This is a genomic window from Micromonospora citrea (assembly GCF_900090315.1).
GTDB classification, from domain to species: domain Bacteria; phylum Actinomycetota; class Actinomycetes; order Mycobacteriales; family Micromonosporaceae; genus Micromonospora; species Micromonospora citrea.
The window spans coordinates 6,691,993-6,717,374 of sequence record NZ_FMHZ01000002.1 but is presented as its reverse complement, the minus strand read 5'-3'; the positions used below and the strand labels follow the sequence as shown (position 1 = coordinate 6,717,374).

At 76.6% G+C, this 25,382-nt stretch carries 24 protein-coding genes; 6 read left to right on the top strand and 18 right to left on the bottom strand.

Annotated elements, in window-relative coordinates; all coding sequences use genetic code 11:
* Positions 1-8: 8 nt before the first annotated feature.
* The 3 genes from GA0070606_RS29755 to GA0070606_RS29745 all read right to left on the bottom strand — a co-directional run bounded on the left by GA0070606_RS29755 (position 9) and on the right by GA0070606_RS29745 (position 3,547).
* Positions 9-1,223 (bottom strand): DUF418 domain-containing protein, encoded by a 1,215-nt coding sequence (locus GA0070606_RS29755; protein WP_218106097.1) that lies wholly within the window; start codon positions 1,221-1,223, stop codon positions 9-11.
* A gap of 163 nt (positions 1,224-1,386) precedes the next feature.
* Positions 1,387-2,376, bottom strand: a complete 990-nt coding sequence (locus GA0070606_RS29750) for a glycosyltransferase family 9 protein (RefSeq protein WP_218106095.1) — start codon at positions 2,374-2,376, stop codon at positions 1,387-1,389.
* Positions 2,369-3,547: a glycosyltransferase family 4 protein gene (locus GA0070606_RS29745; protein ID WP_091106509.1), complete on the bottom strand. Its 1,179-nt coding sequence runs from the start codon at positions 3,545-3,547 to the stop codon at positions 2,369-2,371. Before GA0070606_RS29745 ends, GA0070606_RS29750 begins: the two co-directional genes overlap by 8 nt.
* A gap of 74 nt (positions 3,548-3,621) precedes the next feature.
* Between GA0070606_RS29745 and GA0070606_RS29740 the strand changes: the two genes are divergently transcribed.
* Positions 3,622-4,788 (top strand): CaiB/BaiF CoA transferase family protein, encoded by a 1,167-nt coding sequence (locus GA0070606_RS29740; protein ID WP_091106508.1) that lies wholly within the window; start codon positions 3,622-3,624, stop codon positions 4,786-4,788.
* A gap of 65 nt (positions 4,789-4,853) precedes the next feature.
* On the opposite strand, the gene GA0070606_RS29735 is transcribed toward GA0070606_RS29740, so the two are convergent.
* Positions 4,854-5,264, bottom strand: coding sequence for a DUF2267 domain-containing protein (locus tag GA0070606_RS29735; protein ID WP_091106507.1), 411 nt, complete (start codon positions 5,262-5,264; stop codon positions 4,854-4,856).
* A gap of 154 nt (positions 5,265-5,418) precedes the next feature.
* Here GA0070606_RS29735 and GA0070606_RS29730 point away from each other — a divergent pair, with 154 nt between their 5' ends.
* Both GA0070606_RS29730 and GA0070606_RS29725 read left to right on the top strand, forming a co-directional pair.
* Positions 5,419-5,688, top strand: coding sequence for a DUF2795 domain-containing protein (locus tag GA0070606_RS29730; protein ID WP_091106506.1), 270 nt, complete (start codon positions 5,419-5,421; stop codon positions 5,686-5,688).
* A 62-nt stretch (positions 5,689-5,750) separates the two neighbouring features.
* Positions 5,751-6,398 carry a DUF1345 domain-containing protein gene (locus GA0070606_RS29725; RefSeq protein ID WP_218106093.1) on the top strand — a complete coding sequence of 216 codons (648 nt, stop codon included), beginning with the start codon at positions 5,751-5,753 and terminating at the stop codon, positions 6,396-6,398.
* A gap of 220 nt (positions 6,399-6,618) precedes the next feature.
* Here GA0070606_RS29725 and GA0070606_RS29720 read toward each other — a convergent pair whose 3' ends face one another.
* From GA0070606_RS29720 to GA0070606_RS29690, 7 genes are all read right to left on the bottom strand, one after another.
* Entirely contained in the window at positions 6,619-7,284 is a 666-nt protein-coding gene (locus GA0070606_RS29720) for a hypothetical protein (protein ID WP_091106505.1), read from the bottom strand.
* A 42-nt stretch (positions 7,285-7,326) separates the two neighbouring features.
* A complete protein-coding gene (locus tag GA0070606_RS29715) occupies positions 7,327-8,298 on the bottom strand; it encodes a pirin family protein (RefSeq protein WP_091106504.1) in 972 nt (323 codons plus the stop codon).
* Positions 8,299-8,432: 134 nt separating this feature from the next.
* Positions 8,433-9,026, bottom strand: a complete 594-nt coding sequence (locus tag GA0070606_RS29710) for a hypothetical protein (protein ID WP_091108379.1) — start codon at positions 9,024-9,026, stop codon at positions 8,433-8,435.
* A gap of 834 nt (positions 9,027-9,860) precedes the next feature.
* The gene (locus tag GA0070606_RS29705; protein WP_091106503.1) at positions 9,861-10,505 is read right to left on the bottom strand and encodes a response regulator; all 645 of its coding nucleotides are present in this window, start codon (positions 10,503-10,505) and stop codon (positions 9,861-9,863) included.
* Positions 10,496-11,641 carry a sensor histidine kinase gene (locus GA0070606_RS29700; protein WP_176737472.1) on the bottom strand — a complete coding sequence of 382 codons (1,146 nt, stop codon included), beginning with the start codon at positions 11,639-11,641 and terminating at the stop codon, positions 10,496-10,498. Before GA0070606_RS29700 ends, GA0070606_RS29705 begins: the two co-directional genes overlap by 10 nt.
* A gap of 4 nt (positions 11,642-11,645) precedes the next feature.
* Entirely contained in the window at positions 11,646-12,458 is an 813-nt protein-coding gene (locus tag GA0070606_RS29695; RefSeq protein ID WP_091106502.1) for a DedA family protein, read from the bottom strand.
* A 123-nt stretch (positions 12,459-12,581) separates the two neighbouring features.
* The gene (locus tag GA0070606_RS29690; RefSeq protein ID WP_091106501.1) at positions 12,582-16,115 is read right to left on the bottom strand and encodes an ATP-binding protein; all 3,534 of its coding nucleotides are present in this window, start codon (positions 16,113-16,115) and stop codon (positions 12,582-12,584) included.
* A gap of 167 nt (positions 16,116-16,282) precedes the next feature.
* Between GA0070606_RS29690 and GA0070606_RS29685 the strand changes: the two genes are divergently transcribed.
* Both GA0070606_RS29685 and GA0070606_RS29680 read left to right on the top strand, forming a co-directional pair.
* Positions 16,283-17,161 (top strand): alpha/beta fold hydrolase, encoded by an 879-nt coding sequence (locus GA0070606_RS29685; protein WP_091106500.1) that lies wholly within the window; start codon positions 16,283-16,285, stop codon positions 17,159-17,161.
* Positions 17,162-17,309: 148 nt separating this feature from the next.
* On the top strand, positions 17,310-18,137 hold the full coding sequence (locus tag GA0070606_RS29680; RefSeq protein WP_245724868.1) for an MOSC domain-containing protein: 828 nt from the start codon (positions 17,310-17,312) through the stop codon (positions 18,135-18,137).
* A gap of 27 nt (positions 18,138-18,164) precedes the next feature.
* Here the strand turns inward: GA0070606_RS29680 and GA0070606_RS29675 are convergent, their stop codons facing one another.
* The 4 genes from GA0070606_RS29675 to GA0070606_RS29660 form a co-directional block, all read right to left on the bottom strand.
* Positions 18,165-19,688, bottom strand: coding sequence for a serine/threonine-protein kinase (locus tag GA0070606_RS29675; RefSeq protein WP_091106499.1), 1,524 nt, complete (start codon positions 19,686-19,688; stop codon positions 18,165-18,167).
* A 134-nt stretch (positions 19,689-19,822) separates the two neighbouring features.
* A complete protein-coding gene (locus GA0070606_RS29670; RefSeq protein ID WP_091106498.1) occupies positions 19,823-20,026 on the bottom strand; it encodes a hypothetical protein in 204 nt (67 codons plus the stop codon).
* A 2-nt stretch (positions 20,027-20,028) separates the two neighbouring features.
* Positions 20,029-21,084 carry a LacI family DNA-binding transcriptional regulator gene (locus GA0070606_RS29665; protein WP_091106497.1) on the bottom strand — a complete coding sequence of 352 codons (1,056 nt, stop codon included), beginning with the start codon at positions 21,082-21,084 and terminating at the stop codon, positions 20,029-20,031.
* A 21-nt stretch (positions 21,085-21,105) separates the two neighbouring features.
* Positions 21,106-22,350, bottom strand: coding sequence for an MFS transporter (locus GA0070606_RS29660; protein WP_176737471.1), 1,245 nt, complete (start codon positions 22,348-22,350; stop codon positions 21,106-21,108).
* A 27-nt stretch (positions 22,351-22,377) separates the two neighbouring features.
* Between GA0070606_RS29660 and GA0070606_RS29655 the strand changes: the two genes are divergently transcribed.
* A complete protein-coding gene (locus GA0070606_RS29655; RefSeq protein ID WP_091106495.1) occupies positions 22,378-22,893 on the top strand; it encodes a CGNR zinc finger domain-containing protein in 516 nt (171 codons plus the stop codon).
* Between the two features lie 148 nt (positions 22,894-23,041).
* Here the strand turns inward: GA0070606_RS29655 and GA0070606_RS29650 are convergent, their stop codons facing one another.
* The 3 genes from GA0070606_RS29650 to GA0070606_RS29640 form a co-directional block, all read right to left on the bottom strand.
* Positions 23,042-23,890 carry an SAM-dependent methyltransferase gene (locus tag GA0070606_RS29650; RefSeq protein ID WP_091108373.1) on the bottom strand — a complete coding sequence of 283 codons (849 nt, stop codon included), beginning with the start codon at positions 23,888-23,890 and terminating at the stop codon, positions 23,042-23,044.
* Between the two features lie 109 nt (positions 23,891-23,999).
* On the bottom strand, positions 24,000-24,881 hold the full coding sequence (locus GA0070606_RS29645) for a helix-turn-helix domain-containing protein (protein WP_425413115.1): 882 nt from the start codon (positions 24,879-24,881) through the stop codon (positions 24,000-24,002).
* A 136-nt stretch (positions 24,882-25,017) separates the two neighbouring features.
* On the bottom strand, positions 25,018-25,257 hold the full coding sequence (locus GA0070606_RS29640; protein ID WP_091106493.1) for a DUF397 domain-containing protein: 240 nt from the start codon (positions 25,255-25,257) through the stop codon (positions 25,018-25,020).
* Positions 25,258-25,382 lie beyond the last annotated feature (125 nt).

Sequence of the window (25,382 nt, the reverse complement as noted above, 5' to 3'; positions counted from 1 at the left end):
GGCCTTGCTCAGCCGGCCGGCAGCCGGCGCAGGGCCGCCTTCTGGACGGCCTCCAGCGGGCCCTGCCCGTACCGGCGCAGGCACCAACGCGCCCCACCGACCAGGGTCAGCCCGACGGCCGCCCAGAGCCCCAGCACCCACCACGGCGACGCCTCCTGCCAGGCCCGGGCCAGGCCCAGCCCCCACCCGTAGCAGACCAGCACGCAGAGCACGTTCTGCGCCACGTAGCAGGACAGGGCGGCACGCCCCACCGCGGTCAGCCCGGCGGTGACGGGCCCCGGCCGGCGCACCCGGTCCAACAGCACCCCGACCAGACCCAGGTAGCCCAGGGCCAGCACCGGCGCGCACACGTAGCGGTCGACCAGGAAGAAATCCGGCCCGGCGAGGGTGGTGGCCGCGTTGAGCGGCAGCCCGACGCCGACACCCACCGCGAGCAGCCGGCGCCGCAGGGCGCGACCCCGGACGCCCGGGTCGAAGGCGCCCGCCCGGAACAGCCGGACGCCGAGCAGGAACAGGAAGACCAGCAGGCCGAAGCTGACGATCGGCTCGGCCCTCAGCGCGAGCCAGTTGTCCAGGCGGAACGCCACCTGGTCGGCCCAACTGCCGGCCGTGAACACCCGGGCGTCGGCGGTGACGGCGGCCGGGTCGGCGGGGTCGGCCGGCGGGGCGGTCGCCAGGGCCAGGGTGAGCAGCGCCATGAACGCCACGTGCAGTGCGCCGGCCGCGTACAGCACCGCCCGCTGGACCCGCTCCGCACGGGCGAGCAGCCACGCCACCAGCAGCGCGACGACCGCGTACCCCATCAGGACGTCGAAGGCGAAGACGAGGACGAAGTGCAGGGTCCCCTCGACGAACAGCAGCAGGGCCCGCCACCCGTACCGGCCGGGCCAGGGCCGCCCGCGGTCGACGGCGGAGCGGTGCTGGATGGCCAGGCCGACGCCGAACAGGATGGTCAGCAGCGCGAGGAACTTGCCGTTGGCGAGGAAGCGGAACGTGCCCTCGACGACGGCGGCGACCGGATCCGTGCCGGCGACGGCCGCCGCCGAGATCGCGGTGGCATCGGTGAGGAACCGGGCCTCGGCGCCCGGGGTGGCGAAGAGCCACACGTTGGTGGCGAGCGTGCCGAGGATCGCCACCCCGCGCAGCACGTCCGGCAGGGGCAGGCGGCGGGGTGGGGCGGCGGGGTCGGTGGTGGGCGTTCTCGGCGCGGCGTTCGTCGTCACACCCTCACCGTGTCAGCGCCGCCGGCGCCCGGCGTCGTGCCGGACGCCGAGATCCGCGTCCCGCTTTCGACGGACGCCGGGGGCGTCCTTCGACGGACCCGCCCCGCCACGGCGACGTGACCGGTAGACCGCCGTCGCGCCGGACGACACCAGCCGGCGGCGGTCAGCGGGCGGTGACGGCGGCGAGGACCGTGTCGACGTCGAGGGCGGCCAGGCACGCCGGTTCGGCCGCGTCGAGCGGGCAACGCGCCTCCCACCAGCAGGGCTGCTCGGTGATGGCGGTGGGGCGCCGGTGCGGGCACCCGGGGAGCCCCTGCAGGTCGGTGCCGCCCGTTCCGTACCGCCGCGCGTCGGTCGGGCCGAACAGCGCCACCGTCGGGGCGCCGGCCGCGGCGGCGAGCCGCACCGGCCCGGTGTCCGGCCCGACCACCACCCCGCCGCGCCGGCCCACCGCCGCGAACTGCCCCGCCAGGGTGGGCAGGCCGGCGCGGGGCAGCGGCACGCCGAGCGGCGCGGCGGGGTCGACCGGGCCCACGCTGAGCACCGGGTGGCCGCGCCGGGCGAGCGCCCCGGCCAGGGCCCGCCAGTGTCGCCCGGGCCACCGCTTCACCGCCATCCCGGCGTCGGTGACCAGCACCACCGGCGGTGCGAGCGGCTCGCCGACGAGACGGGCCACCGCCCGCTCCCCGGCCCGCCGCGCCGCGCCGGTCAGGTGCACCCGGGGACGGGCCGACCGGTCGGCGGCGTCCAGCAGCCCTTCGGCGTGCAGGATCTCCAGGTAGCGCTCCCCGACCGGCTGGTGCGGCGGCGGGTCGCGCCACAGGTTGGTCACCGCCCGCCCGGCGCCGGCCGCCAACAGCTCGGGGATCCCGTCGTACCGGGTGGTGCTGACGGCCAGGTCGGGGCGGCGTGCCGCCAGCGCCGCCGCCACCGCCTCCCGCTCGGCGCCGGGACGGCCGTGCCGGGGCGTGACCACCTGGGCCACCGCCGGGTCGCCGCGCACCAGGTCGGCCCCCGGGTCGTGGGTGAGCACCCGCAGCCTCGCCCCGGGATTGCGGCGGGCCAGGCCGTGCACCGCCGGCAGCAGCATCAGCAGGTCGCCGATCCCGCCGAGCAGGTCCACCACCAGGATCTCCGCGTACGTCTCAGGCACCGGCCCGCCCCAGCGTCCGCGCGTAGAGGTCGCGGTGCGCGGCGGCGATCCTCGGCCAGGAGTACGCGGCGGCGAACGCCCGCCCGCGCTCGGCGAGCCGGCGGCGCAGCACCGGGTCGGCGAGCAGCTTGCCGACGGTACGCACGATCGCGGCGCTGTCCCGGCGCCCGGCGATGACCGCCACCGCCCCACCGCGGCGCACCTCGTCGTCGCCGGAGTCGGGGAGCGTGACCGCCGTCGGCACGCCGTGCGCCAGCGCGGCGAGCAGCGCCCCGCTCTTCGTGCTCACCCCGGCGGTGAACGGCAGCACCGCCACGTCGGCGGCGTGCAGCGCGGCGGAGACCCGCTCGGCCGGCAGGTGCCCGGTGAAGGTCACCGCGTCGACCACCCCGCACCGGGCGGCCAGCCCGGTCAGCTCGGCGCGGAACGCCCGCGCCTCGTCCTCGGGCAGCGCCTGGGAGGTGAACCCGCCGACCACCAGCAGCCGCAGGTCCGGGTGGGCCCGCCGCAGCTCGGGCAGCGCCTCGATCAGGTACCGCAGCCCCTTCACCGGGTGCACGAAGCCGAAGAAGGCCAGCAGCGGGGCGCCCTCCGGCAGGCCCAGCTCGGCCCGCAGCCGCTGCCCGGCGGAGGCCGCGCCGACGTGGTCGGCGACGTTCGGGGCGATCGGAATGTGCGTCGCGGCGCGGCCGGTGCGTGCCCGGAGCACGTCGCCGTGGCCGGGATTCGTGACGATCACCGCCGCGCTGGCCGGCACCAGCCGGCCGGACTCCCGGTCCCAGCAGCGGGCCCGCTCCGCCACCGACCAGACCCGGCCGGGCAGCCAGCCGGGGCAGGCCCACCAGCCGTACTCGTGCAGGGTGGTGACCAGCGGCACCCGCCGGGGCAGCCGCCACGGCAGCAAACCGGGCTGCCCGGAGAACCGGTACGCCGACGGCGCGAACTGCACGTGCACCACGTCGGGCGCCAGCTCGCGGACCCGGCGCGCGGCCCGGGCGGCGGCGGCGCGCCAGCGACCCCGCTCCCCGTCGGGGCGCACCGGCACCGGGGTCACCTCGACGCCCACCCCGCCGAGCGCCTCGATCAGGTGCGTCACGTAGTCGCTGACGCCGTCGGTGTCGGGCCGGCCGGGACCGTGCAGCATGGCCACCCTGATCCGGTCGTCGACCACGCCACCTCCCCGCGTCTCGGCCGGCGGGTTCCCGGCCCCTTACGACGCAAACGCGCGGCGCCTATGGTGTGCCAATGGTCGATGAGGTGGCGGCGGGCCCGCTGGCCGGCGTACGGGTGGTCGAGCTGGCCGGCATCGGGCCCGGCCCGTTCGCGGCGATGATGCTGGCCGACCTGGGCGCGGACGTGGTCCGCGTGGACCGGGCCACCGACGTGGACCCGGGCGCGTTCGGCACCCCGCACCCCGACCTGCTCAACCGGGGGCGCCGCTCGATCGGGGTGGACCTGAAGTCCCCCGGCGGCCGGGAGGTGGTGCTGGCGCTGGTCGCCGGCGCCGACGCGCTGGTCGAGGGCTTCCGGCCGGGGGTGACCGAGCGCCTCGGCGTCGGCCCGGCGGACTGCCTGGCGGTGAACCCGCGGCTGGTCTACGGGCGGATGACCGGGTGGGGGCAGGACGGCCCGGCGGCCGCGTACGCGGGGCACGACATCGGCTACGTGGCGCTGACGGGGGCGCTGCACGGCATCGGGCGGGCCGGGGAGCGCCCGGTGCCGCCGATGAACCTGCTCGGCGACTTCGGAGGCGGCGGGATGATGCTCGCCCTGGGCCTGGTCTCCGCCCTGTACGCGGTGCGCGGCGGCGCGCGCGGGCAGGTGGTCGACGCGGCCGTCGTGGACGGCGTGGCGGTGCTCAGCACCCAGATCCACGCACTGCGGCGGTTGGGCATGTGGCAGGACCCGCGCGGGGTGAACCTGCTCGACGGTGGCGCCCCGTTCTACGACACGTACGAGTGCGCCGACGGCCGGTACCTGGCCGTGGGCGCGCTGGAGCCGCAGTTCTACGACGAGTTGGTCCGGCGCAGCGGCTTTCCGCTGCACCCGGACGCTGCGCTGGACCGCACCGACCCGGCGAACTGGCCGGCGTTGCGCCGCGCGTGGGCGCGCCTGTTCCGCACCCGTACCCGCGACGAGTGGACGGCGCTGCTGGGCTCCTCGGACGCCTGCGTGGCGCCGGTGCTGGACTGGCGGGAGGCCCCCGAGCACCCGCACCTGGCCGCGCGGGGCACCTTCGTGGAGCGGGACGGGGTCACCCAGCCCGCTCCCGCGCCCCGCTTCTCGGGCACGCCGACCGCGCTGCGGCGCCCGCCGCCGCAGCCCGGCGAGCACACCGACGAGGTGCTGGCCGAGGCCGGCTTCGACCCCGGTCGGGTCGCCGACCTGCGGGCCGCCCGCGCGGTCGCCTGACCGCCGCGGGCCGCCCCGGCACGAGGGCGTCCCGCCGGGCGCGGCGGCGACGGCAGGCCGGGCGGTCAGGAGCGGCGCAGGGTGGCGCCGGGGGCCATCGCGGGCTCCACCAGCTTCCGGTAGTCGCGCGGCAACTGGGTGGCCACGTCGTCGAACTCGCCCCCGGTGATCGCCTCGCGGAGCGTGGTGAAGACCGCCCGCGCCGCGTCCCGGGCCGCCGACTCGTCGACGCCGGCGCGCAGGGCGATCCGCGCGACGAACTCGGCCGCGCCGAACCGCTCCGCCTGCTCGGTGCGCGGGCTCGGCTTCATCACCACCTGCAACGGCCTGGGCAACTGGGCCGCCAGGTCCAGCACCTCCCCGCCGGTCAGCCGCTCGGCGAGGGTCTCCAGCGTCGCCCGGGTCAGTTCCACCGCCTGCTCGGAGGAGGTGCGGGTGCGCTGGGCGACCTGGTCGACGAAGGTGTCGTAGTTCATCCGTTGCTCCTTCGGGCTGCGTGGGGCCTGCGCGTACCCGGTGCCCGGGCCGGGAAACGACAGCGGAATTCCTCGCCGACGGGCGCGTGGGAGGCCGCCGGGCGGGTAACCGCCGCCGGTCGTGACCGGATCGATGCCCGGAGGAGCCGACACCATGGCGAGCTACGCCGACGTGCTGCAGTACCTGTCGAGCCTGGACTACCCCGCCGGGAAGGACGACGTGGTACGCGAGGCCGAACGCGAGGGCGCCCCGCCGGACGTGCTGCGGGCCCTGCGGGCTCTGCCGCCGGTCGACTACGCGAACGGCAACGAGGTGGCCCGCTCGGCGGGCATCGACGCCGCGCCCGAGGTCGGCCCGTCCCAGCGGGCGGCGCAGGCGCGGGACCGGCACCAGCGGGTGTCGCAGCACCTGCGCGGCATCTGAGCCTTGCCCACGCCTCGGCCGATCGGCGCCGCCCCCGCGTGGCGGGACCGCTCGGGTGACGGGTGACCGAGCGCCGGCCGTCCGGGCACCCCCCGGTCGTGGTCCAGCTCACCGTGATGGGCGCGGTCGGGCTGCTGGCCGGCGCGGTCACCGCGGTGGCGGCCACGCCGGCGCTCGCGCCGCTGGTCGGCTGGGACGCCGCCGCGCTGAGCTGGCTGGTGCTGGTCTGGCACAAGCTGTGGCCGATGGACGCCCGCTCGACGGCCCGACTGGCGGTGTACGAGGACCCCAACCGGGCGGCCCGTGACGTCCTGCTCCTCGGCGCCTGCCTGGCCAGTCTGCTCGCGGTCGGCATCGTGGTGACCCGCGCGCACGAGGGCACGGCCGGCCGCAACGTCTACGGCGGGCTGGGCGTGCTCAGCGTGCTGCTGTCGTGGTTGGTGGTGCACACCGTGTTCGCCGCCCGGTACGCGCGGATCTACTACACCGGGCCGGACGGCGGGGTGGACTTCAACCAGCCGGAGCCGCCGCGCTACTCCGACTTCGCCTACCTGGCGTTCACCGTCGGGGCGACGTTCCAGGTCTCCGACACCGCGCTGACCAGCAACGAGATGCGCCGGACGGTGCTGCGGCACTCGATGCTGTCGTACCTGTTCGGGGCGTTCATCATCGCGGTGACGGTGAACCTGCTGGCCGGTCTGGCGCGGTGAGGCGGATGCCGCCGGGCAGGCGGGCGCCCCAGCCGCGAACCGCGAACCGGGGCGCCACGCAGAACCTGACCTGCGGTCGTCGGGCCCGAACCGGGCCGCGACCGCCAGGCGGTTGATGTACGCCCGAACCGGGCGGGCATCCCTGCCGCGACCAGCATACGACCCGCCATCCCCCGTTCGGAGGATATCCCGCGAAGTGTGGGCCAGCGCACCCCGCGCGTCAGCCGGTCAGCTCCGCGTACCGCTGCTCGAGGTCGACCCGGGCCAGCGCGCCGACCAGCCACGCGAGGCGCTCCGACTCGCCGCTGCCGGCCAGCCCGGCGAGGTCGTCGGCGGAGCGTCCCAGCCCCAGCCGGCGGGCCGCGGCCAGCGCCCTGCGGTCGGCGACCGGCGCGACCTCCCGCCACAGCGCCTGCGCCTCGCGCAGGAACAGGTCGGCCACCGCGCCGTCCACGCCGGGCAGCTCGGTGAGCAGCTCCCGCTCCCGGGCCGGGTCGTGGTGGGCCGTCGCCCGCAGCCGGCGCAGGTCGCCCCGGTAGCGCTCGACGACGACACGGGCCAGGTCGCCCAGGCCGTCTGCGAGCGCGTCGACGTCGCCGCGCTGGCCGCTGTCGCGCAGCACGCGAACACGGTCGGCGTGCAGCGAGCGGGCCAGTCGGGCCGCGCTGTCCCAGCCCGCGTCGGGCAGGGCGTGCGCGCTGTCCAGAGCGCGCCGGAAGTCGCCGCGGCGGGCCAGCAGCACGGCGAGACAGAGCAGCTGGAACAGGCTCGACGGGTTGTTGGTGACCCGGAAGCCGTACTGCTCCGCGAAGCCCCGCCCGCTGCCGGCGAGCCGGCGTACCAGGCGCTTCTTGTCCTCGATGGTGGAGACGGCACTGGTCGGCATGCCGGCGACTACCCGCGCTACGGCCGGCCACGCCTGCCCGCGTCAGCCGAGGATGCCGCCGCTGCGGTCGCGTGCCTTGAGCCGGGTGGTGGGCAGCGCGGGGGCGGGCAGCGGCGGGGCGGGATCGTCGGCGACGACGCCGAAGCGCCGCCCGGCCAGCCAGTCCTCCCGGGCGGCGGCGACCTCCTCGTGCGAGCGGCCGACGAAGTTCCACCACATCACCAGCGGCTCCTCGAAGGGCGCCCCGCCGAGCAGCAGCAGCCGGCTGCCGGGCTCACCGACGAGGGTCAGCCGGTCCCGGCCGGCGCCGAGGTAGAGCAGCGCCCCGGGCGCGACCGACACGCCGTCGACCTCGGCGGCGCCGGACATGGCCAGCAGTCCGTACTCGAAGTCGCGGCGCAGCGGCAGCGTGCTTGCCGCGGACCCGCGCAGCTCGAACTGCGCGCCGAGCAGCGGGGTGTGCGTCACCGCCGGGGACCGCTCGCCCGCCAGCTCGCCGACCAGCAGGGTGACGTCCAGCTCGCCGTCGCGCCAGCGCGGCAGGTCGGCGTGGTGGGCGAAGTCGGCCGCCCCGGCGCGGGCCGGGTCCGGCAGCGCCACCCAGAGCTGTACGCCGTGCATCAGCGGCGGGTGCCGCTCCGGTGAGCGTTCGGAGTGCGCGATGCCGTGCCCGGAGGTCATCACGTTGAGCTGGCCGGGCCGGATCGGCTGGACGTTGCCGAGGCTGTCGCGGTGCAGGATCTCCCCGTCCAGCAGCCAGGTCACCGTCTGCAGCCCGGTGTGCGGGTGCGGCGGCACCTCCATGCCGGGCCGCTCGGCGACGTCGTCCGGCCCGAAGTGGTCCACGAAGCACCAGGCGCCGACCATCCGCCGCTGGCGCTGCGGCAGCAACCGCCGCACCGTGGTGTAGCGCCCCAACGGCACGTCGTGGCCGGGCAACAGGACACTGCCGGGATCGACGGCTGCCACGCCGGGGGGCCGGGTCTCCGCGGGCATCTTCTCGGTGCGTTCCACCGCCCGACTGTACGCCCGCGCACGGCGGGCGGCCGCCGGTCGTGCCCGCCCGTTCGGCTCACCTGCCGTACGCGGAGACGCCGCTGGCCGGTACCCCGTGCGGGGTACCGGCCAGCGGCGGTAGTTCACGTGTGTCAGCTGTTCCAGTGCTCGGCGACGAGGTCGGCGGCCTGCTGCTCCCACTGCGCGTAGTGGTCGGGGTAGGCCGACACCTGCACCGTCTGCGCCGCCTTCGTCAGCGGCATGTCCTGCCACCCGTCGACCTGCTTGAGACCCTTCAGGAACGCCATGGTCGAGTACTCCGGGTCGGTGATCTGCTCCACCGTGCCCCAACCCGAGGACGGGCGCTGCTGGAACAGGCCCTGCGAGTCATGGTCGTTGCGCTCACCCAGATGACCCAGGTTCTCCAGCTTCGACTCCTGCAACGCCGTCGCGATCGCCACCACAGCGGCACGCTCGTCCATCCCGGCCTTCTTCGTCGCCGCGACGATCGCCTTCACGTTACCGACCTGCTCGTCCGACACATCGATCCGCGACTGCGCACCCTGCACACCGTGCGGAACCAGCTTGCCCTTGTCCACGCCCGGCTTGTCAGCCTGCACCGCCACCGCGGTGACCGGAGCGGCCTCGACCGGGGCGGCGTGAGCGGTGGCCGGACCGGCGAACACACCACCGGCAACAGCCAGACCAGCAATACCCAGAACGCTCTTACGCATGATCGTGTTCACGATGGGCTCCATTCGGGGGAAGGCACCCGCACGACTACCGAGGGGGATCGGAAACGCGGGTGCAAGCACCGTCCGGCGCTCAAAAGGGAACTGGGGGGATCCGGCACGGGTGCCGGGAAGAATCAGACCGGCCTTGCGCGGGCCGGATCGTGGCCCGTTGTCGCAGGGGCGGGGGGACGCCCTCGCGTCGGCCGGACCATGTCCAACGACCGCCGGCCCGCCGTCATTCCGGGCCCGGCACCCCCGCCCGCAGGCGGCGACGTGCCCTCACTCGGCCGTACGCAGGGTGTAACGACCCCGACCCCGCCACGATTCCGCACCCACGATGCCCCCGATCACACCCCGAAACCGGACACCCGACCCGACACCCGACACGCCGAACGCCCGTGGGCCGGCAGATGGTGGGTGTGGTCGGGCGCTGTCGAGCCGCCCCGCCCGTGGGGCCGCACCGGCCGCGTCACGCGCTCGCGTCCCGGCCCGGTCGCCCCGACCGCGACCAGACGCACCGCCAAGCTGGGCCCGCACCCCGACACGACCGCCAATACGGACAGGAAGGCACGGACGACGCGCAACCACCGACGGGGTGTGGCCCGCCGTGCCCGGCGCAGGGATCAAGCCTGACCGCCCGGAGCCGGGCACGGCGGGCCACACCCCCACCACGACGCACCGCAACCCGACCACCCGAACCCGGCCACGGCGGACCACACCCCCACCACGACGCACCGCAACCCGACCACCCGAACCCGGCCACGGCGGACCACACCCCCACCACGACGCACCGCAAGCCACCGGCAACGACACAGCCCAAGCCAAGAGAAGCCCGAGAAGGAGCGATCAGACCCCCAGGTACCGGAGCACCGCGAGCACCCGCCGGCTGTAGCCCGCCGCCTGAGACAGGTCGAGCTTGTCGAAGATCGTGTTGATGTGCTTCTCCACCGCGCTCTGCGACACCTGCAGCCGCTCGGCGATCGTGGCGTTGGTGTGGCCCTGCGCCATGTGGTGCAGCACGTCCCGTTCGCGGGGCGTGAGCCGCGCCAGCGGGTCCGCCCGGTCGGTGCCGGCCAAAACCTGCCGCACCACCTCCGGGTCCAGCGCCGTCGCGCCCTCGGCCACCCGGTCCAGGGCGTCGAGGAAGTCGTCCACCTGGGCGACCCGGTCCTTGAGCACGTAGCCGACACCCTCGGGACGGTCGGCGAGCAGCCGGGTGGCGTACCGCTTCTCGACGTACTGGGAGAGCACCAGGACACCGGTGCCGGGCCAGCGCCGCCGGATCTCCAGCGCCGCCCGCAGCCCGTCGTCGGTGTGGGTGGGAGGCATCCGCACGTCGGTGACGACGATGTCGGGCCGGTGCCGGGCGGCGGCGTCCACCAGGTCGTCCGCGGATGCGACGGCGGCGGCGACCTCGTGGCCCTCCTCGGCCAGCAGCCGGGCCAGTCCCTCGCGCAGCAGCGTGGAGTCCTCGGCGAGCACTATCCGCACGGCAGTTCCACCGAAACCCTGGTCGGCCCGCCGGCCGGGCTGTCGACCCGCAGCCGCCCGTCGAGCGCGGCGACCCGGCGGGCCAGGCCGGACAGGCCCGTCCCGGCCGGGTCGGCGCCGCCGACGCCGTCGTCGTGTACCGCCATCCGGATGTGCCCCTCCCCCGTGCCGATCTCGACGGTGATCAGGGTAGCGGCGGCGTGTTTCGCCGCGTTGGTCAGCGCCTCACAGGCGACGAAGTACAACACCGTCTCGACCTGCCGCTGCGGGCGTACCGGCAGGTCACAGCGGACGCGGACCGGAACGTCGGAGCGTTGCGCGACCATTTCCAGCACCTGTCCGAGGTCGGCGCCGTCGAGCGCCGACGGGTACACCCGCCAGGCCACCTCGCGCAGTTCCGCGACGGCCTGTTGGGCGTCGGCGTGCGCCTGGGCGAGCAGCGCGGCGGTGCGCTCCGCGTCCCGGCTGCGGCGGGCCCGGCCGAGCAGCATGCCGAGGGCGACGAGTCGCTGTTGGAGACCGTCGTGCAGATCCCGCTCGATGCGCTGCCGCTCGGCGTCGACGGCGGCGATGACGCCGGCGCGGCTGGCGGCCAGCTCCCGGACCCGCTCCTCCAGCAGGGTTCGCTCGTTCGGGCCGAGCAGGCGCCGGGCGAGCCGGGCGTCCAGCGTGGCCACGCTCGCCACGGCCTGCACGTTGACCAGGAGCAGGGCCGTCCCGATGACGACCTGGAGCAGCGCGTCGGCCACGCCGAGGTCGCCGCGCAGCACGGCCCGCACCACGATGGCCGCCAGCACGACGCCGAAGGCCAGCACCCCGTACGCCAGCAGGCCCAGCGCGCCGGGCAGCAGTCGGGCGGCGAGGTACGCCACCTCGCGGCGGGGCGGCGCGCCGGGCGGGACCTCGACGCCGTGGAATTGGGCCAGCCGGTCCCGTTCCCAGCGGGCGAGCGTCGAGGCGTACCGCCGGATCGTGGCGCGGACCCGCCAGCGGGCCGGCGCGGCGGGCGCGGCGCCGGCCACGGCGACGGCCGAGACGACGAGGAACAACGCCTCCACGACGGCCGAGACGATCCCGAGGGCGACGCCGGCGGGGATCCGGGTCGCCCTCGGCGGGTGCGTTCGTGCGGTCTCCACCGGCTCAGCGCGCCCCGTCGCGGTGCCACGGGTCGGGCTGCCCGTCGGAGTGGACGCTGCGGTAGATGGTGCCCCGCCCGGCCGGGTCGGGCGCGTGGTTCAGCGGGGCGGGTCCGGGGGCCGGCTCCGGCTCGTCGGCGGTCGCCACGCCCCGTCGGGCCCGCATCACGCGGGTCACGACGAACCAGCCGAAGGCCGCCACGCAGGCCACGATGACCACCTTCTGCAGCGCGCCGGCGTATCCCTCCACCAGGTGCCAGTTGTCGCCGAGGAGGTAGCCGGCCATCACGAAGGTGGTGTTCCAGATCAGGCTGCCGAGGGTCGTGTAGACCATGAAGGTCAACACGGGCATCCGCTCCACGCCGGCCGGGATCGAGATCAGGCTGCGGAAGATCGGAATCATCCGGCCGAAGAAGACGGCCTTGACGCCGTGCCGCAGGAACCACTCCTCGGTGCGGTCCACGTCGCTGAGCTTGACCAGCGGCAGCTTCTGCGCGATGGCCCGGATCCGGTCCCGGCCGAGCGCCGCGCCGATGTAGTAGAGAGCCAGGGCGCCGAGCAGGGAACCGAGGGTGGTCCAGAAGATGGCGCCGACCACGCTCATCCGTCCCTGGCCCGCGACGAAGCCGGCGAGCGGCAGGATCACCTCGCTGGGGATCGGCGGGAAGAGGTTCTCCAGGGCCACGGCCAGGCCCGCGCCCGGACCGCCGAGCCGTTCGACCAGGTCGATGACGAAACCTACCAGGCCGTCCTCGGGTGGTGCGGCCTCCCCGGTGGTGGTTCCGGCGGCGAGCAGGGAGTGCGCGGTACGAATCATGGTACCCACGCTACGAACCCATCCTGAGAGCCGGCCATGGGGCCGGCCACCCGGTCGCGCCGGACGACCGCAGCGGGCGGGTGCGGAAAACCGCAGGGGCGGGCCGGCCGGCGGATCTCCTCGTCAGCCGGCGGCCCGCGCCGCGACCGCGCGGGCGGTGCGCCGGTGCGCGGCGGCCTCGTCGGGGCGGCCCAGCGCGGCGGCGAGGTCGCCGAGGTGGTCGGCGACCGGGCCGAGGGTGAGGATCCCGCTGCCGGCCCCGGCCAGCTCCCCGGCGGCGGGGGCGAGTTCGGCGTACGCCCACCGCATCGTGGCCTCGTCGGCGAGGGCGACGGCGGCGCGGGCGGCGAGGCAGACGCGGGCCTCGCGCAGCAGGTCGTTCGGCGAGTCCGGGAGGGCGCGCAGCGCGGCGGCGGCCTCGCCCCGGTGACCGGTGGAGAGCAGCAGCAGGGGGCGTGCCCAGGGCTCGTACGGTCCGAGGTCCCCGTCGGGGTCGAGGTTCCCCGGCCAGCCTTCTTCCCGCTCCCCCGCCGGCGGCAGGCGCAGGGACAGCAGCACGAGGGCGAGCAGGCCGTGTTCCATCCCGGGCATCCCGCTGCCGGCGAGGCTGGCGTGCGCGGCGCGGTACGCGTCCGCCGCCCCGGCCCGGTCGCCGCGGACAGCCAGCCGCAGCGCGGCGTACCACCGGGTGAAGACGCCCACCAGCGGCAGGTCGTACCGTCCGGCGAGGCGGTCGGCGGCGCGGGCGTGCGCGTCGGCGACGGCGAGGTCCGCGAGCGCACCGTGCGCCTGCACCAGGATCAGGTGGCCGAGGACCTCGAAGCTGACCAGCTCGTGCCGGGCCGCCAGGTCGACCAGTTCGGCGCCGATGCGGGCCCGCTCGGCGGCGAGGCCGGTCCGCCGGAAGGCGTGCAGGAAGCGGGCGTTGAGCGCGTGGGCGAGCAGCGCCGGGTCCGCCAGTCGCCGGGCGATCGCCTCCGCCTCGCGGGCCGCCCGGTGGCCGCGGTCGGTGGTGGTGCCCCGCAGCTCCAACGCGAGGGTGCTCAGCAGCCGGGCGCGCCGCCGCGGCTCCTCGTCGCCGAGCGCGGCCAGGGTCCACTCGGCGGCCCGGACCACCTGTCGGGAGAGGCGCTCGTCGTCGTTGCGGGTCCACAGCGCCGGGACGTCGAACGCGGTCAGCACGTTCGTTGCCAGGGCGGGGTCGTCGAGCCCGACGGCCGTGGCGATCGACGCCGACCGCAGCCGCCGCGCCTCGTCGAGATTCCCGGTGACGGCGAGGGCGCGGCCCAGCCCCATGGCCGCCGTCAGCCGCCCGCGTACGTCGTCGGCGGCGGCGCGGTCGTGGGCGGTGACCGCCTGCCGCCACAGGCGGGCCGCCTCGTGCGGGTGGAAGCGCCGCTCGGCCTGCTCGGCGGCCGCGCGGGCGTAGCGGGCCGCGCGGGGTGCGGTGGGCCGGCTCGCCGCGTGCGCGAAGTGGTGGGCGAGGGCGGCGGCGTCGTGTGGGTACAGCCGCTCGATCGCGTCGCCTGCGGCGGCGTGCCAGCGGGCCCGGCGCGGCGCGGAGAGGTCGCCGTAGAGCGTGTCGCGGGTCAGGACGTGGGTGAACCGCAGCCGGCCGTCGGCGTCCCGCTCGCTGAGGAAGCCGGCCGCGAGGGCGCGGTCCAGCGCGTCGAGGACCGCCGTCGCGTCGCCCGCCAGCGCGGTCAGCACGTCCGGGTCGACGTCGCGGCCGAGCACCGCCGCCTGCCGCAGGACGGTCTGCGCCGGGTCGGGCAGCCGGGCGAGGCGGTGCCGGATCACGTCGCGCACCCCCGCCGGGACCTGGTGCAGCGCGGCCGGACCCTCCGCCGCGAGCAGCCGCGCCAACTCCCGGACGAAGAACGGGTTCCCGCCGCTGCGACGGTGGATCAGGCGGACCACGGCGGCGTCGAGGTCCCGCCCGGTCACCGTCCGCGCCACGTCGCCGGTCGCCTGTTCGGACAGGCCGCCGAGGTAGACCCGGACCGGCTCGGCGCGGGCCAGCCGGGCCAGCGCGGCGGTCAGCTCCGGGGTGATCTCGGCGGCGCGGTACGTCCCCACGACGAGCACCGGCCCGGCGACCGGCTCCGGCTCGCCGACCAGGGCGGTGAGCAGGTCCAGGGTGTCGGCGTCGGCGCGGTGCAGGTCGTCGACGACCAGCAGCACCGGCCCCCGCCCGGCCGCCGCCGAGACGAGCGCGACGACGGCGCGGTGCAGCCGGAACCGGGCCGCCGCCGGATCCTGCGCCCGGTCGGAGGCGTCCGCCGCGGCGCCGTTCCCGCCGACCGCGCCGGCCGGAGCCGGCCCGGCACCGTCCGAGGGGGCGAGCGCGTCGGTGATCCGGGTCCACGGCCAGGCGGCCGGTGCGCCCTCGTACTCGGGGACGTGGCCCCACGCGGACGCCCAGCCGGCGGCGGCCAGTTCCCGGGCGAGCGCGTCGGCGAGCGCGGTCTTGCCCGCGCCGGCCTCCCCGGAGACGAGGGCCAGGGCGGGGTTGCCGTGCCGGGCGGCCCGCCCGGCCGCCTGCCGCAGCCGGGCCAGCTCCTCGTCGCGGCCGACGAACGGGCGGCGGTCGTCGCGCGCCACCGCCCCGCCGGGCCGCGCCGTCCCGGGCGTGTCCGGGCCGACGCGCGCACCGGCGGGCACGGTGCTACGGGCGGCCACGGAGGTGCCGGACCCGGTCGGGCCGGCAGGCGGCGTGGGAGGGCCCGTGGGCGGCGCGGTCGGGCCGGCAGGCGGCGCGATCGGGCCAGGGGATGGCGCGGTCGGGCCCGCAGGCGGCGCGATCGGGCCCGGGGATGGCGCGGTCGGGCCCGCAGGCGGCGCGATCGGGCCCGGGGATGGCGCGGGAGGGAGGAGCCCGGGCGCCTGGGCGAGGATGTCGGCCTCCAGTCGCCGCAGTCGCGGACCCGGGTCGACGCCGAGTTCGGCCACCAGGGTGTCGCGGGCCTGCCGCAGCGCGGCCAGCGCCTCCCCCTGGCGGCCCGACCGGTACAGGGCGGTGGCCAGCAACTGCCAGGCGTCCTCGCGCAGCGGGTGGTCGGCGGCGTGGGCCCGCAGCCCCGTGACCGCCTCGGGGGCCCGTTCCAGGGCCAGCAGCGCCGAGGCCCGCCGTTCGACGGCCAGCAGCCGCAGCTCGTCGAGCCGGTCGGCCTCCGCGCGGGCCCAGGGCTCGCCGGCGACCTCGGCGTACGCCGGGCCCCGCCAGAGCGCCAGCGCGTCGTCCAGGCGGGCCAGCGCCGGCCCGCCACGGCCGGCGGTCAGCAGCTCGCCCGCTTCGGCGACCGCCGCCTCGAACCGCCAGGCGTCCACCGCGTCGGGCTCGGCGCGCAGCGCGTACCCGGGTGGGGCGGTCACCAGCAACCGGGCCGGCTGCCGGGGCGGCCGGTCCGGCTCCAGCGCGCGGCGCAGGTCGGCGACGAACGTCCGGATCGCTCCCACCGCGCCGTCCGATGGCGCCTCCCACAGGTCGCCGACGAGCCGGTCGACCGGCACCACCCGGCCCCGGGCGACGAGCAGGCGGGCCAGCACCGCCCGCTGGCAGGGACCTTTCAGCGTGACGGGGCCGGTGGCGTTCGCCGCCTCCACCGGCCCCAGCACGCCGAAGGTCACCGTGGGTGCCGCCGCCTGCCCGGTCATGGCACCAATCTAGGCGCGCCCGCCGGCCGTTCCGCACGGTCGGGGGTTCCCGGGGCGTCCCGCTCATCCGTTGCTGACCGGCCGCTGATCGCCCCCGGGCAGGCTCGGTGCCGCACGGGGCGGAACCACCGCCTCCCACCGACCGGCACGACGGGAAGGGACCCACCATGAACCCGACGATCAGGGGATTCGACCACCGGCGCGTCAGCGTCGCCGACGGCGTGACGCTCAACGTGGCGGTCGCCGGCTCCGGCAGCCCGGTGGTGCTGCTGCACGGCTTCCCGCAGACCCACCTCATGTGGCGGCACGTCGCCGCCGACCTCGCCGCCGACCACACCGTGATCTGCCCGGACCTGCGCGGCTACGGCGACAGCGACAAGCCCGCCGACCCCGACGGGACGGCGTACGCGAAGCGCACCATGGCCGCCGACGTCGTCGCGCTCGCCCGCGCGCTCGGGTACGACCGCTTCGCCCTGGCCGGGCACGACCGCGGCGCGCTGGTCGCCGTCCGCGCCGGCCTCGACCATCCCCGGGCGGTCACCCACCTGGCCGCGCTCGACGTGCTGCCCACCCTCGACATGTGGGAGGTCATGCGCGGCACCATGGCGGCCGTCGGTTTCCACCTCTACCTGATGGCCCAGCCGCCCGGCCTGCCCGAGCAGCTCATCGGCGCCGCTCCCGACGCCTTCTTCGGCCACTTCCTCGACGCCTGGACCCGGGACCCGGACGCCCTGCCCGCCGACGTGCGGGCCGCGTACCTGCGGGCGTCCCGGGAGGCGGTCCCGTCGATCGTCGCCGACTACCGCGCGTCGGCCGGCATCGACGTGGCGCACGACCGGGCCGACCGCGCGGCGGGCAACACGCTGCGCATGCCGGTGACCGTGCTCCAGCAGGACTGGGGGGCCGCCCTGGGCTACGACGCCGCCGCGTTGTGGCGGGCGTGGGCGCCGGACCTGGAGCACCGCACCGTCACCTGCGGCCACTTCATGGCCGAGGAGTCTCCCGCCGAGGTGGTCAAGGCCCTGCGCGCCCTGCTGGCCAGGTAGCCGGCCGGGGCGGGCCGGGCGGGGCGGCCGGGGGCGGCGTACGGGACTAGGGTGGCCGCGTGACACAGCGCATTCCGGGCGTCGGCGGCCGGCCCGCCGCCGCGCCGTCGACACTCTTCGCGGCGGCCCACGTGGCGAGGGCGGCGCGGTGACCGGGCGGCTGGCCGAGCTCTGGCGGTACCCGGTCAAGTCCCTGCTGGGCGAACGGCTGCCCGCCGCCGAGGTGGACGCGGCGGGCGTGGCGGGCGACCGGCGGCTGGCCCTGCGGCACCGGGACACCGGGCGGGTGGCCAGCGCGAAGCACCCCCGGCTCTGGCGGGACCTGCTCACCCTCCGCGCGACCGGCGCCGCGCCCGACCCGGTACGCGTCACCCTGCCCGACGGGCGCGAGGTGTCCAGCGTGGACGCCGACGTCGACGGCGTGCTGTCCCGGGTGCTCGGCGTCCCGGTGACGCTGATCGACCGGCCGCCCGCCGAGGCGACGCTGGACCGGGCGGACCCGGAGGCGGTGCTCGCCGGCGGGTTCGCCGCCGACGTGCCGGTGCACGCCAGCCCTCTCGGGGCCGCGGCGCCGGGCACGTTCTTCGACTTCGCCCCCGTGCACCTGGTCACCACGGCGACCCTGGCCCGGCTGGCCGCCGAGATGCCCGGCGGCACGCTCGACGCGGCCCGCTACCGGCCCAACCTCGTCGTCGAGGCCGACGTGGACGCCTTCGCGGAGAACGACTGGGTCGGCCGGGAGCTGCGGATCGGCCCGGCGCTCGTGCTGCGGGTGCTCGCGCCGACGCCGCGCTGCGCCGTGCCGACCCTCACACACGGGTCGCTGCCCCGGCAGCCCGACGCCCTGCGCGTCCCCGCCCGCCTCAACCGGGTCGCGCCGCTGCCGCAGCTCGGCCCGCAGCCGTGCGTCGGGGCGTACGCGCAGGTCGTGCGCGGCGGCCGGGCGGAGCAGGGGGCGGTGGTCGAGGTCGGCTGAGCGCGGCCCGTCGACCTCCGGCGGGGATCAGTCGTCGTCGTCGTCCTCGCCGCGGAGCCCGACGTCCACCCGGTCCAGCAGGGCGTCGAGGCGGGCCGCCGTGTCGGGCGTGATCCGCTCCTCCTCGGCCGCCTCGGCCACCCGCTTCCGCAGGTCCTCGATCCGCTTGGCCCGGTCCTTGGGCTTGCCGCGGTTGAGATCGGCGAGCTTGTCCCGGAACTGCTCCAGCGTCTTGCCGTCGATCTCGCCGCGGACCTGCGCCTGCACGAGCACCGCGGCGAACTCGGCGGCGAGCTGACGCAGGCCGAGCGGATCGGGCCGGGCGGACGTCGGCGGCGGGGCGGCGCTGCTGGCCGGCGGGGCGGCGCTGGTCGGTTCCTCGGCCGGCGTGACGGTCACCGGGGCGGCCGCGGGTGGCGGGCTCCCGTCGTCGCCGAGGGCGAGCACCCCGACGAGCCCGACGACCAGCGCGACACCGACGGCGACCAGCACCGTGATCGGCCGGTTCCCCCGTGCCCCCGGCCCGGTGCCCGGGGCGGGACGCGGGCCGACGGCGGTCGATCCGCCGAGCGGCACCGCCCGACCGCTGCTCGAGGGCGGCGTCGCCCGGCCGACGGGGGCCACCGTGGTGGGCGACGGCGGGCGGTCGATCAGCGTCGGCGGGTGGGCCGGGCTCGGGGCGGTCACGGTCGGCAGGACCGCCGTGTGCGGGCCGGCGGCCGCGACGCCGGCGAACCGCCCGGCCAGTTGGGCGGCGGTCGGCCGACGGGCGGGATCCACGGCGAGGCAGGCGAGGGTCAACTCGGCGACGTCGGCGGGCAGCCCGGGAACCTGCGGCGGCGGCACGGGCGGGTGCCCGGCGTGCACCTCCAGCGCGTCCTCCCAGGTCCGCACGGGCAGCGGGGCGCGGCCGGTGAGAGCGCGGTAGAGCAGCGCGCCGAGGGCGTAGACGTCGCTGGCCGGGTTCGGCGGCCCGGGCCGCATCCGCTCCGGGGCGAAGTAGGCGGGCGTACCCATCAGCAGCTCGCCGGTCTGCCCGACGAGCGGGTGGTCCGGGCCGGCGAGCGCGGCGATGCCGAAGTCGAGCACCTTGGCGCCGGTCTCGGTGAGCATGACGTTGCCCGGCTTGATGTCGCGGTGCACCACCCCGATGCGGTGGGCGGCGGCCAGCGCGGCGGCGACCTGCCCGGCCATCCGGACGGCGTCCGGCCAGGCGAGCGGCCCGTCGGCGAGCCGGTCGGCGAGGTTGCGCCCCTCCACCAGTTCCATCACCAGGTACGGCACGACCGCCCCGCCGAGGGCCGCCTCGCCGTAGTCGTACACCTGGGTGACGTGCGGGTGGGTCAGCCGCGCGGCGGCGCGGGCCTCGCGCCCGATGGTGGCCCGCAGGTGCGGGTCGGTGCCGAACTCCCCGGCGAGGGCCTTGACGGCGACGGGTCGGTGCAGCACCTCGTCGTCGGCGCGCCACACCTCGGACATTCCGCCGAGGCCGATGCGCTCGCGCAGGACGTACCGGTCGTGCAACCGCAGGGTGGGCGAGAACGGCGACATAGCCGTTCAGTCTGCCTGGCCGGCGTGGGCGGGCACCAACCGCGGTGCCCGGTTGTGTGCCGGTCGTCCCGCCGTGGGACCGGACGACCGGCCGCGCGGGTGACGGTGGCCACCCGCGCGACCGCCGGTGGGGGTCAGGAACAGCGCGGTGGCGCGGGCAGCGGCGGCGGCTGGATCCGGTCGGCGAGCCGGCGCAGGGCGCCGGCGGCGGCCAGCCGGGTGGGGGCGAGCCGCGCCGCGCGCGGGCGCTCCGCGACCACCGGCGCGTCCGGCCGGGCGGAGTTGACGTGGCGGGTCACCGCGTCGATGGCGACGATCAGGCCGGTGGGCTGGTCCATGGTCAGCTCCTAGGGACGGGTCCGGTGGAGGTCCGGACGACGAGTGCGGTGGGCAGCAGGACGTGGCCGGCCGCCGGGTCGGCGGGCGGGTCGAGCAGGAGTTGGGCGGAGATGCGCCCCTTCTCCTCGGCGGGTTGCCGCACGGTGGTGAGGCCCGCCGCGGCGGCCTCGGCGATGTCGTCGAAGCCGGTGACGGAGACCGGTGGCCCGCCGGCCTCGGCGAGCGCGTCGAGGACGCCCAGGGCGAGCACGTCGGAGCAGGCGAGCACGGCCGTGGGCGGCTCGGGGGCGGCGAGCGCGGCGGCGACGGCGGCGGCGCCGGCCGCCCGGCTGTTGGCCGTGGCGGCGAGCAGGGTCAGCTCGGACCAGGCGACGCCCACCTCGGCGAAGGCGTCGGCGAAGCCGGCGAGCCGGGCCCGGGTGGTGGGGTGGGCGACGGCGGCCACGTCGGGCAGGCGCAGCTCGCCCGGGGCGACGCCGGGTCGGACGGCGTCGCCGAGCAGGGCGACCCGGCGGTGCCCGAGCCCGGCCACGTGCGCGGCGACCGCGCGGGCGGCGGCGCGCTCGTCGATGCCGACGTAGCGGTCGTCGGGGCCGGCGTCCTCGCGGGGCGCGGTGGTGACCACGGGCAGGCCCCGCTCCCGCAGCACGTCGACGACCCAGCCCTCGTCGCCCACGCAGTAGACGCAGAAGCCGTCGACTGCCGCGTCCTCCACCGCACGCCGCGCGCCCGCCTGGTCCGCCGGCAGCGGCACGAGCAGCAGGCTGGTGCCGTGCCGCTCGGCCGCCTCGGCGACGCCGGCCAGGAACCGGACCGCGAAGGGGTCGGTGAAGGCGTACGACAGCCGCGACTCGAACAGCACCCCGATGGCGCCGACCCAGCCGCGCCGCAGCGACCGGGCGGTGGGGTTGGGGCCGGGGTAGCCGAGCTGCCGGGCGGTGTCGAGGATGCGCTGGCGCAGCGCGGCGGAGAGCTGGTCGGGACGGCTGTAGGCGTTGGAGACGGTGCTGCGGGAGACCCCGACGGCCTCCGCGACGGCCTGCAGGGTGGGCTTCACCGCGCGCTCCTCTGGATCGATTCAGTCTGGATCGATACAGAGATTAGCGGCGGGAGTCGGCACCGTCAATACGCCCGCGACGGGCGGCGGCGAGGGTGGGGCGGCGTCGGGGTCCCCGTCCGGGTGGTCGCCGGCATTGCTCGCGACGCGGGCCGCGACGAGGTGAGCGGCGGCGGCGACGAGGAGCGCGACGGTCGGGCCGGCGTGCGCGAGGGGGGCCGCGGCCAGCGCGCCGACGCCCGAGGCGGTGATCTTGAGACTTGCCCCGGTCGTGAAGACCTGGGCGCACAGGCGGGCGGGCGCCTCCTGGTGCCGGATCCGGATCAACCCGGCGAGTTGGGGCCCGTCGCCCGCGCCGATGACGACGGCCGCGAGGATCGCGGCGACCGGATGCCCGCCCGCCGCGATCGCGATGCCGAGTCCGACCAGGACGGTGGCCCAGGTCAGGACCCGCCCCGGGCGCCGCAGCGCCGCACGGCGCTCGAGGAGGGCGTTCGACGCCAGGGCCGCTGCGGCGAGGACCGCCAGCAGGATCGACCCGGCGGCGGGGCTGCCGAACCGTTCCTGGCCGATCGCCGGGACGAGGACGGCGAACAGTCCGAAGCCGAAGGAGGCCACGCAGGACGACGCGGTCGCGGCCCGAAGCCTCGGCCGGCGCGCGATGACGGCGACGCCCCGGCGCAGGTCGGCCAACGGACGAGACGCCCCACCCGGATCCTCGGGACGCAGGACGCGCGCGAAGGGCGCGCACGCGCTGCCCACCCCGAGCAGGAGAAGAGTGAGGACCAGCGGCGCGCTCGACCCGGCGATCGCGTACGCGACACCGGCGAGAACCGGGCCGGCCAACCCGGCGATGCTGTGGGAACTCGCGTCGAAGACCGCCAACCGCCGCGCCCGGACGGCGTCGAGGTCGGTGAGCGACGCCGACCAGCCGCCCGCGACGGCGGGCGCGAAGAGGCCGGCCAGGACCGCGACCACCATCGCCAGCCCCTCGTGCCGCTGGTGCAGCGCGAACCCGACCGCCGCCAGCCCGACCGTGAACGACGCCAGGGACAGGGCCAGCGGGCCGCTGGACCGGGCCCGGTCCAGCCAGACCCCGAGCAGCGGACCGCCCACCGCCGCGGCGACGGTGAGGAGCCCGAACACGGCGGCCCCGTCACCGGCCGAGGACGCGCCGTAGGCGAAGAGCAGGATCGCGGTGCCGGCCATCTCGTCCCCGGCGCGTGACATGAGCGCGCCGAGCGGGGCCGTGTAACGGTTTGTCACGGCCATTACGTTACATAGGATGGTGCCATGGCGATGTTCAAGGCGGGGGCGGAAGCCGCGACACGGCGCTGCGCCGACGTGATCAACGCGGCCGACGGGGACGACGCGGGCCTGTGCGCCGCCCTCGCGGCACACGGGGAGACGGTCCCGTCGTTGCGGCCCGACGAGGCTCGTCAGCTACGTGACGCCGCCGCCAGGATCCGCCCGGTCGCCCGGGCCGGCTCGCTCGAGGAGGCCTGCGCCCGGCTGAACGAGGTGCTCGCCGCCTGCGGGCCGCCGCGGCTGACGGCGCACGAGGACACGCCGTGGCACCTGCACGTCGACAGCGGCGACGACGCCGGCTGGGGCGAGTGGTTCACCGCCTCCTCGGCGATGGCCCTGGCCATCCTCGTCGCCGAGCACCAACAGCCGCCCCTGGGCGTCTGCCAGGCGCCGGGGTGCGACCGCGTCTTCCCCACGCACAGCCCGGGACGCCCCCGCCGCTACTGCTCCGCCACCTGTTCCTCGCGGGCCCGCGTCGCCAGCCACCGCTCCCGCGTCTAGCGGCCGTCCCGCCGCGCCCACCGACATCGCCGGGTCAGCGTGACCGACGGTACGGGCATCGGCCGGGCACAGACGCGTGCCCCCCGCCGGGCGGGCCGGGCACAGACGCGCCCGCCCCGCGGGGCGGGGCGGGCGGACGAGGAGCGGGTCAGGACTTGCGGGCCACCGCCCCGTACATGCTGACCTCGGCCACCGACGGCCGGGGCTGCGGGGCGTCGTCGGCGCGCCACTCGGCCACCGAGGTCACACCGGGCTCCACCAGCTCGAGGCCGTCGAAGAACCGGACGAACTCCTCCCGGCTGCGCAGGTTGATCAGGCCGTGCGGGCCGTCGCCCCGGCTGGCGGCCTTCGCCTCCCGGGCGATCTCCGGGGGCAGGTAGTCGTGGGTGGCGTGGGAGGCAGCCAGGTAACTGCCCGGCGGCAGGGCGTCGAGCAGCCGGGCGACCACGGCGTACGGGTCGTCGCCGTCGGGAACGAAGTGCAGGATCGCCACCAGCATCAACCCGACCGGCCGGGACAGGTCGATGGTGCGCAGCAGGTCGGGATGGGCCAGGATCCGCTCCGGGTCGCGCAGGTCGGCGTCGATGTAGGCGGTGGCGCCCTGCGGGGAACTGGTGAGCAGCGCCCGGGCGTGCGCGAGCACGATCGGGTCGTTGTCGACGTAGACCACCCGCGACTCGGGGGCGACCGCCTGGGCGACCTCGTGGGTGTTGTCGGCGGTCGGGATGCCGGTGCCGATGTCGAGGAACTGGCGGATGCCCGCCTCCCGGGCCAGGTGGCGCACGGCCCGCTGGAGGAAGCGGCGGTTCTCCAGGGCGGCGGTGCGGATCGTCGGGAAGGCCGCCGCCATGGCGTCGCCGGAGTCCCGGTCGGCCTGGAAGTTGTCCTTGCCGCCCAGCCAGTAGTTGTAGCGGCGCGCGGGGTGGGCCACCGAGGTGTCGATGCGGTCGCTCGGGTGGGTGGGGCCGGTGGTCACGCCCGGGGCGTCGGTGGTCAAGGCTGCCTCCACGACTCTGCGCCAACCGCCACCGGTGGCGTCCGTCCACTGTCGCCGGTCGGCGACCATGCTAACCGAGGGACCGCCCGGCGCAGGGCCCCCGGAGGGGTCACGCCGGGTAGACCTCGTCCAGCAGCCGGCCGAGGATCTCGGGCGTACGCTCCGGCGGCTCGGCCTCGACGCAGAGCCGCTCCATCGCCACCGCGTAGTAGTCGAGGTCGTCGCGCTTGTCGAGGTAGAGCGCGCTGGTGAGCTGCTCGATGTAGACGATGTCGGGCAGGTCCTGGTCGCCGAAGCGCAGGATCGTGAAGGCGCCGCCCGCCGCCGCGTGCCCGCCGGCGGCGAAGGGGATGACCTGGAGCCGGATGTGGGGCGACCTGGTCGCCTCGATCAGCGCCGCCACCTGGCCGCGCATCACCTCGGGCCCGCCGATGGGCCGGCGCAGGGCGGCCTCGTCCACCACCGCCCAGAGCAGCGGCGGGTTCTCCCGGCGCAGCAGCCGCTGGCGCTGCATGCGCAGGGCGACCCGGCGCTCGATCTCCGCCGGCGCGGCCCGCCCGTGGCCGAGCAGCACCACGGCCCGGGCGTACTCCCGGGTCTGGAGCAGGCCGGGGACGAACTGGACCTCATAGGAACGGATCAGGGCCGCGGCGGCCTCCAGGCCGAGGTACGACTGGAACCAGCTCGGCAGGACGTCGCCGTAGCGGTGCCACCAGCCGGGGCTGTTGGCGTCCCGGGCGAGTTTGAGCAGCGCCTCGCGCTCGTCCGGCTCGGTGACGCCGTAGAGGGTGAGCAGGTCGGCGACGTCGCGTTCCTTGAAGCCGACCCGGCCCAGCTCCATCCGGCTGATCTTCGACTCGGAGGCCCGGATCTCCCAGCCGGCGCCCTCGCGGGTCACCCCGCTGGACTCGCGCAGCCGGCGCAACTGGGCGCCGAGCAGCATCCGCAGCACGGTGGGCCCGGTGGCCGAACCTCCCTCGGCGGGAACCATCGTCACTGCCGCCCCTCCGCATGCCCGACGGTGCCGACCGGGGACCCCGGCCCGGCCGACGTGTAAGCATGCCATGAACCGTGAGTGAGGAGAACTCCCCGGCGACGGCGGATCTCCGCGGCCGGCCGGGCGGCGGTCAGTCGATCAGGTGATCGAAGTCACCGTCGCGGGCGCCGAGCACGAACGCGGCGATCTCGTCCACCGTGTAGATCAGTGCCGGGCCGTCCGGGTGGCGGGAGTTGCGCAGGGCGATGCCGGCGCCGCCGGGCAGTTCCGCCAGCTCGACGCAGTTGCCGCTGGGGTTGCTCCGGCGGCTCTTCTGCCAGTTGAGCGGGGGCAACTGGGTGGTGGGAACGCCGTTGGGTGGCTGCTGCATTGGGCGTCTTTCTCTGCGCGAGGGGCGCCGCTGCCGCGCGGCGGGGCTGCGGAGAGTCGCACGGCATCGACGAGGGCTTGCTGCACGTGCATCTGCTCTTGCATCTGCATCGGACGGCGAGCATG